Source organism: Streptomyces apocyni (assembly GCF_009739465.1).
Taxonomy (GTDB): Bacteria; Actinomycetota; Actinomycetes; order Streptomycetales; family Streptomycetaceae; genus Streptomyces; species Streptomyces apocyni.
On sequence record NZ_WHOM01000078.1, the window covers coordinates 513298 to 528674 of the forward strand.

Annotated in this window: 10 protein-coding genes; 5 read left to right on the forward strand and 5 right to left on the reverse strand. The window is 69.5% G+C overall.

Going from position 1 to position 15377, the window contains the following annotated elements; translation table 11 throughout:
- Positions 1 to 4: 4 nt before the first annotated feature.
- The gene (locus GCN81_RS30955; RefSeq protein ID WP_156727843.1) at positions 5 to 1390 is read right to left on the reverse strand and encodes a YibE/F family protein; all 1386 of its coding nucleotides are present in this window, start codon (positions 1388 to 1390) and stop codon (positions 5 to 7) included.
- 200 nt (positions 1391 to 1590) lie between these two features.
- Between GCN81_RS30955 and thiC the strand changes: the two genes are divergently transcribed.
- Positions 1591 to 3411: a phosphomethylpyrimidine synthase ThiC gene (gene thiC / locus GCN81_RS30960; RefSeq protein WP_156727844.1), complete on the forward strand. Its 1821-nt coding sequence runs from the start codon at positions 1591 to 1593 to the stop codon at positions 3409 to 3411.
- Between the two features lie 117 nt (positions 3412 to 3528).
- Here the strand turns inward: thiC and GCN81_RS30965 are convergent, their stop codons facing one another.
- The 3 genes from GCN81_RS30965 to GCN81_RS30975 form a co-directional block, all read right to left on the reverse strand.
- Positions 3529 to 4371: a hypothetical protein gene (locus GCN81_RS30965; protein WP_156727845.1), complete on the reverse strand. Its 843-nt coding sequence runs from the start codon at positions 4369 to 4371 to the stop codon at positions 3529 to 3531.
- 194 nt (positions 4372 to 4565) lie between these two features.
- A complete protein-coding gene (locus tag GCN81_RS30970; protein ID WP_156727846.1) occupies positions 4566 to 5612 on the reverse strand; it encodes a metallophosphoesterase in 1047 nt (348 codons plus the stop codon).
- 214 nt (positions 5613 to 5826) lie between these two features.
- Complete coding sequence (locus GCN81_RS30975) at positions 5827 to 6942, reverse strand: LacI family DNA-binding transcriptional regulator (RefSeq protein WP_156727847.1); 1116 nt, start codon at positions 6940 to 6942, stop codon at positions 5827 to 5829.
- 455 nt (positions 6943 to 7397) lie between these two features.
- Here GCN81_RS30975 and hisC point away from each other — a divergent pair, with 455 nt between their 5' ends.
- Positions 7398 to 8477 carry a histidinol-phosphate transaminase gene (gene hisC / locus GCN81_RS30980; protein ID WP_156727848.1) on the forward strand — a complete coding sequence of 360 codons (1080 nt, stop codon included), beginning with the start codon at positions 7398 to 7400 and terminating at the stop codon, positions 8475 to 8477.
- Between the two features lie 48 nt (positions 8478 to 8525).
- Here the strand turns inward: hisC and GCN81_RS30985 are convergent, their stop codons facing one another.
- Entirely contained in the window at positions 8526 to 8900 is a 375-nt protein-coding gene (locus GCN81_RS30985; RefSeq protein WP_156727849.1) for a cyclophilin-like fold protein, read from the reverse strand.
- Positions 8901 to 9131: 231 nt separating this feature from the next.
- Here GCN81_RS30985 and GCN81_RS30990 point away from each other — a divergent pair, with 231 nt between their 5' ends.
- Genes GCN81_RS30990 through cydD form a run of 3 tightly spaced genes read left to right on the forward strand, consistent with a single transcriptional unit; the run spans position 9132 to position 15274 of the window.
- A complete protein-coding gene (locus GCN81_RS30990) occupies positions 9132 to 10640 on the forward strand; it encodes a cytochrome ubiquinol oxidase subunit I (protein WP_156727850.1) in 1509 nt (502 codons plus the stop codon).
- Positions 10641 to 10668: 28 nt separating this feature from the next.
- Complete coding sequence (gene cydB / locus GCN81_RS30995) at positions 10669 to 11673, forward strand: cytochrome d ubiquinol oxidase subunit II (protein ID WP_156727851.1); 1005 nt, start codon at positions 10669 to 10671, stop codon at positions 11671 to 11673.
- Between the two features lie 58 nt (positions 11674 to 11731).
- Complete coding sequence (cydD, locus tag GCN81_RS31000) at positions 11732 to 15274, forward strand: thiol reductant ABC exporter subunit CydD (protein ID WP_156727852.1); 3543 nt, start codon at positions 11732 to 11734, stop codon at positions 15272 to 15274.
- The last annotated feature ends 103 nt before the right edge of the window (positions 15275 to 15377 follow it).

Below are 15377 nucleotides of genomic sequence, written 5' to 3' on the forward strand. Positions count from 1 at the left end.
CCCGTCAGCGCTTACGCCGCCGACCTCGCCCACCGCGCGACTGACCCCGTCCCGCGACGGCGGGCGCCGCGCTACCGGGCTTGTCGGCCGACACCACCAGCGCCGCGAGCGCGGTCGTCACCGGCACCGACGCCACCAGGCCGATCGAACCCACCAGCGTGCGCACGATCTCCTCGGCGATCAGCTCACTGCCCGCGACCGTGCCCACGCTGCTCTGTGCGATCGAGAAGAGCAGCAGCAGCGGCAGCGCGGCGCCCGCGTACGCGAGAACCAGGGTGTTCACCACCGAGGCGATGTGGTCGCGCCCGATCCGCAGACCCGCGAGATACAGCTTGCGCGCCCCCATCGCCGGATCGGCGGCGTGCAGCTCCCAGACCGCCGACGTCTGGGTGACCGTCACATCGTCGAGAACGCCGAGCGAGCCGATGATGACACCGGCCAGCAGCAGACCGCTCATATCGATGTTCGGGTACAGACCGTGGATCAGTCCGGTGTTGTCGTCGGTGTTGCCGGAGAGCATCGCCCAGTCGATGAACAGCGAGCCGAGCAGCCCGATCAGCAGCAGCGAGATCAGTGTGCCGAGCACAGCCACCGAGGTACGGGCCGTCAGCCCGTGGCAGAGATACAGGGCCGCCAGCATGATCGCGCTCGCCCCGATGACCGCCACCAGCAGTGGATTCGACCCTTGCAGGATCGCGGGCAGGATGAACAGGGTCAGCACCGCGAAGCTGATGACCAGCGAGATCAGCGCCATCAGACCGCGCATCCGCCCCACCAGCACCACCACCACCGCGAAGATCGCGGCAAGCAGGACCATCGGAACCTTCCGGTCCACATCGGTCACCGAGTACTGCAGCTCTCTGGGCGCGTCAGGGGCAAACGCCACCACCACCCCCTGGCCCTCCTCCAGCTTCCGGGTCTGGTCGGGCTGGACGATCTCGGTGAAGCGGTGGCCCTTGTCCTCGCCGGTGGTCACCTCGATCGTCGCCCGGTCACAGTCACCCGTCGCCCGCTGCTGCGCGGACGACCCCTCCGGGGTGGAGGTGTCGCCGGTGGGCGGCACCTGGGAGGCGTTGACGTCCTCGCAATCGACCTTCTCGACCCGCACGACCTTGCCCTGCTGGGTCTGCCGGTCAAACCCGACCCCGGTGCGCTCATGGTCGGGTGCGCCGCCCGGCCAGAGCACGGCCAGGCCGACGAAGACGGCTACCGCGAAGGGGATCAGCACCGCGGCGATCACCTTGCGCAGATGCTGGGAGACCGGGGCGGCCGGGCCATGGCTGTGCGCATGGCTGTGCACATGGCCGGGCGCCTGTCCGGGTGGGTGTCCCGAAGGCTGCTGATGGGGCGGTTCGGAGGGCTCAGGCGGTGGCTGCTGCGAGGAGGTCACCGACCGATCATCGCAAGAACGGCAGGGGCCCTCTGTTCAGCGTGGCCGACGGGGCGCTAGCGTGGGGACGCACCTTTGCAATCGCGGGAGCTCGGAGCACCGGGCTGAGAGGGCGCTGACCTCCGTAGGAGACCTACGGATATCGCTGCGTCGACCGCCGAACCTGTTACCGGGTAATGCCGGCGTAGGGAGTAGGTCACATGACCACATCGGACATTCGCACGCCTGCCTCGAACCAGAACGCGGACGCGAACAGCGCCGCGGACAACGGCGAGGCCGGGACGTCCATCGGCTGGCACAAGGCATACGTCACGGGCTCGCGCCCCGACCTGCAGGTGCCGGTCCGCCAAGTGCACCTCACCAACGGCAAGGCCGTGACCCTGTACGACACCTCGGGGCCGTACACCGATCCGAACGTGGATACCGACGTCCGCCGCGGCCTACCGCCGCTGCGGGAGAACTGGATCATCGCCAGGGGCGACACCGAGGAGTACGCGGGCCGCCCCGCCCGCCCCGAGGACGACGGCCTCAAGCACACCTCGCCGCGCGGCGGCCTGAAGAACCTGGACGCGGTCTTCCCCGGCCGCCCCCGCCAGCCGCGCCGGGGCCGGGACGGCAAGGCGGTGACCCAGCTCGCGTACGCCCGCCGCGGTGAGATCACGCCCGAGATGGAGTTCATCGGCATCCGCGAGAACATCGACCCGGAGATCGTGCGCGAGGAGGTCGCCCAGGGCCGGGCGGTCATCCCGGCGAACGTCAACCACCCGGAGATCGAGCCGATGATCATCGGCAAGCGGTTCCTGGTGAAGGTCAACGCCAACATCGGCAACTCCGCCGTCACCTCCTCCATCGAGGAGGAGGTGGACAAGATGACCTGGGCCACCAAGTGGGGCGCCGACACGGTCATGGACCTGTCCACCGGCCGCAACATCCACACCACCCGCGAGTGGGTGCTGCGCAACTCCCCCGTCCCGATCGGCACCGTCCCGCTCTACCAGGCGCTGGAGAAGGTCGACGGCCGCGCCGAGGACCTGACCTGGGAGATCTACAAGGACACGGTCATCGAGCAGGCCGAGCAGGGCGTCGACTACATGACCGTGCACGCGGGTGTGCGGCTGCCGTACGTCCCGCTCACCGCCAACCGGAAGACCGGCATCGTCTCGCGCGGCGGCTCGATCATGGCGGCCTGGTGCCTGGCGCACCACAAGGAGAGCTTCCTCTACGAGCACTTCGAGGAGCTCTGCGAGATCCTCGCGGCCTACGACGTGACGTACTCGCTCGGCGACGGCCTGCGGCCCGGCTGTATCGCGGACGCCAACGACGAGGCGCAGTTCGCCGAGCTGCGCACGCTGGGCGAGCTCAACACCATCGCCAAGCGGCACAACGTCCAGACCATGATCGAGGGCCCGGGCCACGTCCCGATGCACAAGATCAAGGAGAACATCGACCTCCAGCAGGAGATCTGTGAGGAGGCGCCGTTCTACACGCTCGGCCCGCTGACCACCGACATCGCGCCCGCCTACGACCACATCACCTCGGGCATCGGCGCCGCGATGATCGGCTGGTGGGGCACCGCGATGCTCTGCTACGTCACGCCCAAGGAGCACCTGGGCCTGCCCAACCGCGACGACGTGAAGACCGGCGTCATCACGTACAAGATCGCGGCCCATGCGGCGGACCTGGCCAAGGGCCACCCGGGCGCGCAGGACTGGGATGACGCGCTCTCCGACGCGCGCTTCGAGTTCCGCTGGGAGGACCAGTTCAACCTGGCCCTGGACCCGGACACGGCACGGGAGTTCCACGACGAGACCCTCCCGGCCGAGCCTGCCAAGACCGCGCACTTCTGCTCCATGTGCGGGCCGAAGTTCTGCTCGATGAAGATCAGCCGAAGCATCAACGAGCAGTTCGGCGGTACCGAGGCAGCGAACGCGACGGCTGACGAGATCGCTGAGGGGATGCTCCAGAAGTCCAAGGAGTTCGCGGCGAGCGGGAACCGGGTGTACCTGCCGATGGCGGACTGATCCATCACCTCAGAGGATGGCCCGCGGCCTCTTGGGGGGAGTCGCGGGCCGTCCCGCTCCGCCGAGGAGCGTAGCGTAATGATGACGCTGGGTGGTGCTGGTCGCATCGGACGGGCGCTAGTCGGGCTGGTGGTCCGGGCCGCCGTAGTCCGGGCTGGAGAAGTCCGGTCTGCTGTACGTCGGTCGGTGCCCGGCGTCGGGACCGCCGTCGGGGCTGCTGAATCCTGGGCGGTGGTAACCGAGGTGCGGCATGCGGCCGTTGGGCGGCTCGGGGCGGGCCTCCGGGATGCCCGGCGTGGCGAGGGCCTCGCGGAGGAAGGGCAGTATGCCGCGCTCGAGCAGGGCGGTAAGCCAGGCGTCCCTGGCCCGGGCCACTTCCTCAGTCAGCTCGTTCCGGGCACTCGCCTGGACCGAGGTGGAGCCGTTGCGTAGCGCCGTGAGGAGAAGGCCGATCGCGGCCACCAGGATGCCGACCGCCGTCAGCGCGCCGAACACCCAGCCGGTGGTCAGCAGCGTGTCAGCGAAGGCGGGTTCGGGGCTGAGCAGCTTCAGGATGTAGCCGACCAGCAGGAATATCGCCGCGGCGGCGCCTGCCAGGACGGGGGCGAGTACCGCGAGCACCGCGAACAGGCCTGCCCCGGCGGTCTGGACGACCTCACCCGCTGCAAGCCCCGCCGTGCCCGACTCCGACTCGCCGGTGGCCCTTTCGCGGGTCGAGGACGAGGCCGGCGCGCGCAGGTGCTCACGGGCCTTCACATAGTGCTGGTACTCGGTTGCCGCGGCGGTGGTGATCAGGACAGTCGCGTTCAACGCCATCGTGCGCAACTGCTCGGGATTGAGGCGCTCGCCGACAGCAGCGAGATCTGGACGCTGTGGTGCGGAGCGCAGCGCGTCATCGAGGAGCCGCTCAAAGTCCTGGCGGTCCTCGTTCAGCAGGTGTGGAGCGCTGTTCATGTGCATCCCCCGATGCTCCGTAGGGCCTGGATACTCGCGTGGGTGCGGGCAGTCGGGCGGAAACGGAGGAGAGCCTGCTACGGATAAGCCGATGGTAGAGCGGTTACGGCACGGCGTGACAGGGTGTTTCCGGAAATTGGGTCCCCGGTGGGGCGCTGGTCAGCGAGGTACTGGTTGTCCTACGCCTGCCCGTGTCACGCTCAGTTATCCAACGGGAGCGCGCAGACCAGCAGCTTTCCGGCCATGGTCACGCCGCCGTCCATGGCGATGGCCAGCCCGTCGGCGTACACATGCGGTCCTTCCACCCGAGGGTCGGTGCTGCCCTCGCTGTCCCCTGAGTGTTCGTTGCCGACCTCGCCGAGGAGGTACGGGATGGGGCTGTGGCCGTGCACGATGCGGGTGCCGCCATAGGTCCCGAGGAGTTCGCGTACGGCCTCCGCACCGCCCTCGTCGCGGAAGGCGAAGCGTTTGGTGAACTTCCTGAAGAGGTCCCAGTACTCGTCGGCGTCGTTGCGGGTGAGCGCCTCGCGGATGGAGTCGTTCACCTCCTCGATCGAGTCGCCGTAGTCGAGGTAGGCCGTGGTGTCGGAGTGCACCAGCAGGTGATCGTCCTCCAGCTCGATCGCGTCGAGCCGGGACATCCACTGCAGATGGACGTCCTGGAGCCGGTCCATGTCGGTCTTCTGCCCGCCGTTGAGCAGCCAGGCCGCCTGGAAGGTGGCGGTGCCCGCGCCGGAGTTGACCGGGGTGTCGCCAAACCGCTTGGCGCCGAGCAGCAGCAGTTCGTGGTTGCCCATGAGGGCCTTGCAGTAGCCGCCGGAGGCGGCGGCCTGGGCGGAGAGCCGCATGACGAGGTCGATCACCCCGATACCGTCGGGTCCCCGGTCGGTGAAGTCGCCCAGGAACCACAGCCGGGTGTTGCCCGCGGCCCAGTTGCCCTCGTCGTCGATCAGGTGCTTCTCGCGCAGGGCGGCGACCAGTTCGTCCAGATAGCCGTGTACGTCGCCGACCACGTACAGCGGGCCGAGGCCGCTGGGGACCGGTGCGGGGGCCTCGGCGGGCTCTACCCGCACCTGAACCGTGTCACCGCGGTTGATGACGGGCAGGTCGCGCTGCGTCGGCGTGTAGCCCACAGGCTCCTCGCCCTGTACGGGCTCCTGGCCGGTCTGGTGCACATACGCGGGTACGCGGAAATCGCGGACCGTGTCCGTACGCACCGTGGGTCCCTGACCGGCCCCCTGAGTCATCGACCCCTCCACCACCGTCGCGCCGCATTCCTCCACCGGATCGGACCGCCTGGTCGCAGTGGTCCGCAGTGTCGTGCGCCCATCATAGGAATGCCGCTCGCACTGTGTGATGCACCAGGGGTGGTGAATCGATGTCAGACCCGCAGTTCGCTGGGGATTTCGCCCGAATTAGGTGGTACGCCGGTCCGTTCGTCCGATCCGGCATCTCGATCCGTCAGCCCGGCCCGGGTGTACGCGGAGGGCTGACGGTGGTGCGGTGAGGTCGGCGCTGTGAGGAGGTGCGCACGATCAGCTCGGTCGGTATCACCTGCTCGACGCGACGGCCCGCGTCCACGCCCTCGATCGCGTCGATCAGGAGCTGCACGACGGCGGTGCCGATCCGGCGCGGCTTGAGCGAGAGCGTGGTGATGGGCGGCTCGGTCGTCGCGTACACCATGGATTCGCTACAGCACACCAGAAGGAGATCGTCGGGGACCCGCAGTCCGTAGCGCCGGGCGGCCGCGAGCAAGTCGGTGCCGTTCGGGTCGAAGAGACCGTAGACGGCGTCCGGCCGGTCGGGCCGGGCCAGCAGCCGGTCGGCGGCCACGGCCCCGGCGCACGGGTCGTGGGCGGGGTAGGACTCGTACACCGGGTCCTGCCCGATCCGCTGGCACCAGCGCAGGTAGGCCTGGGTCGACAGTCGGGTGTAGGTGTCCGTGGTGGTGCCGGTGAGCAGGCCGATGCGGCGGGCGCCGGCCGCGGCGAAGTGGTCGAGGATGCCGAGGACCGCGGCCTCGTGGTCGTTGTCGACCCAGGCGGTGACGGGCAGCGAGCCGGCCGGTCGGCCGTCCGATACGACGGGCAGGCCGTGGCGGATCAGTTCGCTGACGACGGGGTCATGGTCGGAGGGATCGACGACGACGGTGCCGTCGAGGGCGACGTTCGACCAGACGTCGACGGAGCTGTGGCGTGAGGTCGCGGGGAGGATGACCAGGGCGTAGCCGCGGTCGAGCGCGGCGGATGTCGCGGCTCTCGCCATCTCGGCGAAGTACGCGAACTCGGTGAAGGTGAAAGGTTCATCCCCGTACGTCGTCACCGTCAGGCCGATGAGGCCTGACTTTCCGGTACGGAGGGTCCGGGCCGCTGCGGACGGGCGATAGCCCAGCCGCTCCGCGACCTCGCGGACATGTCTACGGGTGGCATCGGGGAGTCGGCCCTTGCCGTTGAGCGCGTCGGAGACGGTCGTGATCGAGACCCCGGCTGCGGCGGCCACGTCCCGGATACCCGCTCGACCCTGCCGACTTCCCCGAGTCTGTGCCCGGCTCACCTGGTGCTTCCCTGCTGCTGTCATGGCGAGCCGATAGTAGGGCTCTTTAGGGTGTCCGGCGTGCGCGCATATTCACTCGTTGACAGGCACGTTTCTGCATGGTGTGCCTGCCTCAATGACCTTGGAAGCCAAGGGGGTTGCGCGGTTTAAGGCTAGCCTCATGGTTGTCTTTCCGGAGACACCTCTCGGCTGCCCTAGGTCTCGAAGTGGTCTCAACTCACCTTCACGGGTGATGCGCGCCACGGCGCAAGCCACCGGCGCACGCTGTGGGGCGGGCGCGCCCCCTCCGCTCCGCGCGGAGGTGGTGGTTTTCCCCAGGTCGTCCCAGGTAGTCCCGGGTAAGCCCCGGGTGAGCCCCGGGCATCCCTCGGTGTCCCCCGGTGTCCCCCGGAAGATGCGGCCCAGGACCATTCGCAGCGGCGCCGAATCCTCATAGGGTGAGCAGTATTCGAACTTGGGTGGCACGAGGAGGACCTGCGGTGAGCGAGACGAACCCGAAGCTGCGCGCCGAGCTGGACGGCATCCCGACCTACAAGCCGGGCAAGCCAGCGGCGGCCGGAGGGCCGGTGGCGTACAAGCTGTCCTCCAACGAGAACCCCTACCCGCCGCTGCCCGGTGTGATGGAGCAGGTGACCGCGGCCGCCGGGTCCTTCAACCGCTACCCCGACATGGCGTGCACCGGGCTGATGAACGAACTGTCGGAGCGCTTCGGGGTGCCCGTCTCGCACCTGGCGACCGGCACCGGCTCGGTCGGTGTCGCCCAGCAGCTGCTCCAGGCCACCGCGGGCCCGGGTGACGAGGTGATCTACGCCTGGCGCTCCTTCGAGGCGTACCCGATCATCACGCAGGTCAGCGGCGCGACGTCGGTACGGGTGCCGCTGACACCGGGGGAGGTGCACGACCTCGACGCGATGGCGGCGGCGATCACCGACCGGACCCGGCTGATCTTCGTCTGCAACCCGAACAACCCGACCGGCACGGTGGTGCGCAGGGCTGAGCTTGAGCGGTTCCTGGACCAGGTGCCGAGCGATGTGCTGGTGGTGCTGGACGAGGCATACCGCGAGTTCATCCGGGATACCGACGTGCCGGACGGCGTCGAGCTGTACCGCGACCGGCCGAATGTCTGCGTGCTGCGTACCTTCTCCAAGGCGTACGGGCTGGCCGGGCTGCGGGTCGGCTTCGCGATCGCCCATGAGCCGGTCGCGGCCGCGCTGCGCAAGACCGCGGTCCCGTTCGGCGTCAGCCAGCTCGCGCAGGACGCGGCCGTCGCGAGCCTGCGGGCCGAGGATGAGCTGCTCGGCCGGGTCGGCACGCTGGTCGGCGAGCGGGCCCGGGTGGTCGAGACGCTGCGGAGCCAGGGCTGGACGGTGCCGGAGACCCAGGCCAACTTCGTCTGGCTGCGCCTGGGGGAGCGCACGGCCGAGTTCGCGGCCGCCTGTGAGCGGGCCGGTGTGATGGTGCGGCCGTTCCCGGGTGAGGGCATGCGGGCCACGATCGGTGAGCAGGAGGCCAACGACCTGTTCCTGCACGCGGCCGCGGCCTTCCGTAAGGAGCTCTAACGAGCGCTCTAACGAGCCTCTAAGGGGCACCTCGGAGCTGGTCGGCGCTTACGCGTCGACCAGCTCCACGCGTATCGGGTCGCCGTTGCGGACGGTGGCCAGCAGGCGCGGGTCCCCGTCGAGTGCGCCGAGGAGGTTGCACGGGCTGGCCAGGCGGCATTCGTCCCCGCGCGAGATCGGGGTGGGCCCGTACGGCAGCGCGAGAGCGTCACCGTCGGTCCAGAAGGCGACCGTGCCGGGGTCCACGACCTGCTGGGCGTCGGGCTCGAGGGCGACGCTGACGCCCGTGTCGAAGTAGACCTCTTCCCCCCAGGTGTGGGCGCTGGCGGCCAGCGGCAGCACCTTGCGCAGTGCCTGGGTGGTCGGAGTGTCATCGAGGGTCGCGGTGAGGTGGCCCGCGGGCCAGGAGATTCGGATCTGCATGCCGCGGATTCAACAATATGTTGAAGTTTTTGGGAAGGGTCAGGCCGCTTGAGGCCGAAGTCAGGCCCTGGAGAGGGAGCGGGGGACCCCCCCTGAAAGGTCCGGAAACCGGTACGACATAATGCTTGTGAATGTGAACGCGTTCACAAGCGTGTCTGCTTGATCCCGAGATGCCGGGGTTGGCGGGGCAGACTGCCGCAGTGACCGCGCCGACGTAAGGAGACTGACGACGTGGACTTGGCTCTGGCGCCAGAGACCCTGGCGCGCTGGCAGTTCGGTATCACCACCGTCTACCACTTCCTCTTCGTCCCCCTGACGATCTCGCTGGCCGCACTCGTCGCTGGCCTGCAGACCGCCTGGGTGCGGACCGAGAAGGAGAAGTACCTCAAGGCGACCAAGTTCTGGGGCAAGCTCTTCCTGATCAACATCGCGATGGGTGTCGTCACCGGCATCCTCCAGGAGTTCCAGTTCGGGATGAACTGGTCTGACTACTCCCGGTTCGTCGGGGATGTCTTCGGTGCCCCGCTCGCCTTCGAGGCCTTGATCGCCTTCTTCTTCGAATCCACCTTCATCGGACTGTGGATCTTCGGCTGGGACAAGCTGCCGAAGAAGATCCACCTCGCCACGATCTGGATGGTGTCGATCGGCACGGTCCTGTCCGCGTACTTCATCCTGGCCGCCAACTCCTGGATGCAGCACCCGGTCGGCTACCGGATCAACGAGGAGAGGGGCCGGGCCGAACTCACCGATTTCCTGGCGGTGCTGACCCAGAACACCGCCCTGGCCCAGTTCTTCCACACCATCACCGCCGCGTTCCTCGTCGGTGGGGCGTTCATGGTCGGCATCGCCGCGTACCACCTGGCCCGCAAGAAGCATGTGCCGGTGATGAAGACCTCGCTGCGGCTCGGTCTGGTCACGGTCGCGGTCAGCGGTCTGCTCGTCGCCATCAGCGGCGACATCCTCGGCAAGATCATGTTCGAGCAGCAGCCGATGAAGATGGCCGCCGCTGAGGCCCTGTGGGACGGGCAGGACAACGCACCCTTCTCGCTCTTCGCGTACGGCGACGTGGACAAGGGCCACAACAAGGTCGCGGTCGAGATTCCGGGACTGCTGTCCTTCCTCGCCCACGACGACTTCAACGAGCATGTCCCCGGCATCAACGATCTCAACGAGCAGATGCAGGAGGAGTACGGCCCGGGCGACTACCGGCCGATAATCCCGGTCGCCTACTGGGGCTTCCGCTGGATGATCGGCTTCGGGATGGCGTCCCTCGCCATCGGCGTGCTCGGACTGTGGCTCACCCGCAAGAAGTTCATGCTGCCGCAGTCGATGCGAGTTGGTGAGGACGACGTACCGCATCTGGTGCTCTTCAGGAACAAGGCCCTCAGCCCGAAGCTCACCAACCTGTACTGGATGGTGGCGCTGTGGACGCTGCTCTTCCCGCTGATCGCCAACTCCTGGGGCTGGATCTTCACCGAGACGGCCCGTCAGCCCTGGGTCGTGTTCGGCGTGATGAAGACCGCCGCCGCCGTCTCCCCCAACGTCTCGCAGGGCGAGGTCATCACCTCGATGGTCGTCTACACCCTGCTCTACGCGGTTCTCGCCTTCATCGAGGTCAAGTTGATCATCAAGTACGTCAAGGCCGGGCCGCCGGAACTCACCGAGGCCGACCTCAACCCGCCCACCAAGATCGGCGGCGATGATCCAGACGCCGACCGGCCGATGGCCTTCTCGTACTGAGGACTGAGGACTGAGGAGCTGACGACGTATGCAACTCCATGACGTGTGGTTCGTCCTGATCGCCGTTCTGTGGATCGGCTACTTCTTCCTGGAGGGCTTTGACTTCGGGATCGGGGTCCTGACCAAGGTGCTGGCTCGCGACCGCAAGGAGCGGCGCGTGCTGATCAACACCATCGGTCCCGTCTGGGACGGCAACGAGGTGTGGCTGCTCACCGCAGGCGGCGCGACCTTCGCCGCCTTCCCCGAGTGGTACGCGACGCTGTTCTCCGGCTTCTATCTGCCGCTGCTGCTCATCCTGATCTGCCTGATCATCCGCGGAGTCGCGTTCGAGTACCGGCACAAGCGCGACGAGGAGCGCTGGCAGACCAACTGGGAGCACGCGATCTTCTGGACCTCGCTGCTGCCCGCGGTGATGTGGGGTGTGGCCTTCGGCAACATCGTGCGCGGGGTGAAGATCGATCAGAATATGGAGTACGTCGGCACCTTCTGGGATCTGCTCAATCCGTACGCGATCCTGGGTGGCCTGGTCACCCTCTTCCTGTTCACCTTCCATGGCGCGGTGTTCGCGTCGCTCAAGACGGACGGTGAGATCCGGGTACGGGCGCGGAAGCTGGCGCTCGGCCTGGGGCAGGTGACGGCGGTGCTCGCCGTGGTCTTCCTGCTGTGGACGCAGGCCGACACGGGCAACACCAAGAGCCTCGTCGCGATGGTGCTCGCCGCGGTGGCGCTGATCGGGGCCATCGTGGCGATCAGGATGGGGCGCGAGGGCTGGTCGTTCGCGCTCTCCGGCGTCACGATCGCGGCCGCGGTGGCGATGCTGTTCCTGACGCTCTTCCCGAACGTCATGCCGTCCTCGCTGAACGAGGAGTGGAACCTCACGGTCACCAACGCCTCGTCCAGCCCGTACACCCTGAAGATCATGACCTGGTGCGCGGCTGTCGCGACTCCGCTCGTACTGCTCTATCAGAGCTGGACCTACTGGGTGTTCCGCAAGCGGATCGGTACGCAGCACATCGCGGCCGACGTGCACTGAGCGACGTGCGCTGACTGACGTGTACTGACTGACGTGCACTGACTAGGGGCTGTTTCACGTGAAACCGATCGATCCGCGCCTGCTCCGGTACGCCCGAGCCACCCGCCTCTTCCTGATCGCGGTGGTGCTTCTCGGTCTGGCCGGGGCGGGCCTGGTCGTCGCCCAGGCGATGCTGATCGCCGAGGTGGTGGTCGGCGGATTCCAGCAGGGGCTCGATGCCGCGTCGCTGCGTACGCCCTTGCTGCTGCTGGCCGCCGTGGCGATGGGCCGTGGGGTCGTCGGCTGGCTCACCGAACTGGCCGCGCACCGGGCTAGCGCGGCGGTGAAATCGGAGCTGCGGGGGCGGCTGCTTGAGCGGGCCGCCGCGCTCGGTCCTGGGTGGCTGAGCGGACAGCGCACCGGATCTCTGGTCGCGCTGGCCACCCGGGGCGTCGACGCGCTGGACGACTACTTCGCGCGCTATCTGCCGCAGTTGGGCCTGGCCGTCGTGGTGCCGGTCGCGGTGCTCGCGCGGATCGTGACCGAGGACTGGGTCTCCGCGGCGATCATCGTGGGGACGTTGCCGCTGATCCCGGTCTTCATGGTGCTGATCGGCTGGGCGACGCAGGCCCGGATGGACCGGCAGTGGCGGCTGCTGTCCCGGCTGTCCGGGCACTTCCTCGATGTGGTCGCCGGACTGCCGACGCTGAAGGTGTTCGGACGGGCCAAGGCACAGGCCGAGTCGATCCGGAAGATCACCGGTGAGTACCGCCGGGCGACCCTGCGGACGCTGCGGATCGCCTTCCTGTCGTCGTTCGCGCTGGAGCTTCTCGCCACGCTGTCGGTCGCGCTGGTCGCGGTGACCATCGGCATGCGGCTGGTGCACGGCGAGATGGACCTGTACATCGGTCTGGTGGTGCTGATCCTGGCGCCTGAGGCGTATCTGCCGCTGCGGCAGGTCGGCGCGCAGTTCCACGCGGCGGCGGAGGGGCTCGCGGCGGCCGAGGAGATCTTCGCCGTGCTGGAGACGCCGGTCCCGGTGGGCGGGGCCGGGGCGGTGCCCGCGGGGGCGCTGAGCGTGGAGGGGGTGACGGTCCGGTATCCCGGGCGGGATACGGCGGCCGTCTCTGCGGCGTCGTTCAGGGTCGAGCCCGGGGAGACGGTGGCGCTCGTCGGGCCGAGTGGGGCGGGCAAGTCGACGCTGCTGAGCGCGGTGCTCGGGTTTGTCCGGCCGGACGAGGGGCGGGTGTGTGTGGGAGGGGCCGATCTCGCCGCGCTGTCCCTGGCGGCCTGGCGGGAGCGGATCGCGTGGGTGCCGCAGCGGCCGCAGCTGTTCGCCGGGTCGATCGCGGAGAACGTACGCCTCGCGCGGCCGGACGCCGGGGCGCCGGCGGTGCGGGAGGCGCTGCGCGACGCGGGGGCGCTGGCGTTCGTGGACGCCCTGCCCGACGGGGCCGACACCGTACTCGGTGAGGACGGGGCCGGGCTGTCGGCGGGGCAGCGGCAGCGGCTGGCGCTGGCCCGGGCGTTCCTCGCTGACCGGCCGGTGCTGCTCCTGGACGAGCCGACGGCCGCGCTGGACGGGGAGACCGAGGCGGAGGTGGTGGACGCGGTCCGGCGCCTTGCCGTCGGGCGGACGGTGCTGCTGGTGGTGCACCGGCCCGCGCTGCTCGCGGTCGCTGACCGGGTGGTACGGGTGGAGGGGGAGCCGCCCAGCCTGAGGAGTTCGCGGCCGGGTCTCGGCGAGGGCGAGGGGGCGGCCCGGCAGGAACCGGTGGTCCCGGCCTCAGCCGCCGCCGCTGACGGGCCCTCGGCTGACGGTCGGGCGGGCGGGGCCGCCGACTCGGCTGGGCAGGCCGGGGGTTCGGGGCGCGGAGTGCTGGCGCGGGTGCGGCGGATGGCCCGGGAGCGGTGGGGGCGGCTGGGCCTCGGTCTGCTGCTCGGGAGTCTCGCGCTCGGGAGCGCGGTCGGGCTGATGGCCACCTCCGGCTGGCTGATCTCGCGCGCCTCCGAGCAGCCACCGGTGCTCTATCTGATGGTCGCGGTCACCGCGACACGGGCGTTCGGCATCGGACGCGCCGTCTTCCGGTACACCGAACGCCTGGTCACGCACGATGCCGTACTGCGGATGCTGGCCGACACCAGGGTCGCGGTGTACCGCAGGCTGGAGCGGCTCGCGCCCGCTGGGCTGCGCACCACGCGGCGCGGCGATCTGCTGTCCCGGCTGGTCGGGGATGTGGACGCGCTCCAGGACTACTGGCTGCGCTGGCTGTTGCCGGTGGGCGCGGCCGCCGTCGTCGGTGTCGGCGCGGCCGGGTTCACCGCCTGGCTGCTGCCGGAGGCTGGTGTCCTGCTCGCGGTGGGGCTGTTGGTCGCCGGGGTCGGGGTGCCGCTGCTGAGCGGCGCGCTGGCCCGTCGTACGGAGCGCCGCCTGGCGCCCGCCCGCGGGGTGCTGGCCACCCGGGTGGCCGACCTGCTCACGGGTACGGCCGAACTGACCGTCGCCGGGGCGCTGCCCGCACGGTCCCGGCAGACCCGGCGGGCGGATGCCGAGCTGACCTCGCTCGCGTCCCGGGCCGCGACCGCCACCGCGCTCGGCGCCGGGCTCTCCGCGCTGGTCTGTGGGCTCACCGTCGCGGCGGTCGCGCTGGTCGGGGTGCAGGGCGTACGCGAGGGGCGGCTGGACGGGGTGGCGCTGGCCGTCGTCGTCCTCACGCCGCTCGCCGCGTTCGAGGCGGTGACCGGGCTGCCGCTGGCCGTGCAGTACCGGCAGCGGGTGAAGAAGAGCGCGGAGCGGATCTACGACGTACTCGACGCACCGGAGCCCGTACGGGAGCCCGCGTGTCCGGCGAGCGCACCGGCCGATCCCTTCCCGCTGCGGGTGCGGGGGCTGGTCGCCCGGCACCCGGGCCAGGACCGGGCCGCGCTGGCCGGAGTCAATCTGACCCTCACCGCGGGCAAGCGCGTCGCGGTCGTCGGGCTCAGCGGCTCCGGCAAGACCACGCTCGCCCAGGTGCTGCTGCGCTTCCTGGACGCCGAGCACGGCGGTTACACGCTCGGCGGGGTTCCGGCCGCGGAGCTGGACGGGGACGACGTACGGCGCCTGGTCGGCCTGTGCGCCCAGGACGCGCACCTGTTCGACAGCTCCGTACGCGAGAATCTGCGGCTCGCCCGCACCGACGCCACCGACGACGAACTGCGCGACGCGTTGCGCCGGGCCAGACTCCTGGACTGGGCGGAGTCGCTGCCCGCAGGTCTTGACACCCTGGTGGGCGAGCACGGCGCCAGGCTGTCGGGTGGCCAGCGGCAGCGGCTGGCGCTGGCCCGCGCGCTGCTCGCGGACTTCCCCGTACTGGTCCTGGACGAACCGGCCGAGCACCTGGACCTGGCGACGGCCGACGCGCTGACCGCCGATCTGCTGGCCGCGACCGAGGGGCGGACGACGCTGCTGATCACCCACCGGCTCGCCGGAGTGGAGGCGGTGGACGAGGTGCTCGTCCTGGACGAGGGCCGGGTGGTGCAGCGCGGGCGGTACGAGGAACTGGCCGAGGTGGACGGGCCGCTGCGGCGGATGCGGGAGCGCGAGCGGGAGACGGAGCTGCTCGCGGTACGGAGTGCGTGAGTGGGTGAGTGGGTGAGTGGGTGAGTGGGTGAGTGGGTGAGTGGGTGAGTGGGTCGTGAGCCGACTTTCCGCAGGTATCCCGCCTCATTAGGCTCAGATCATG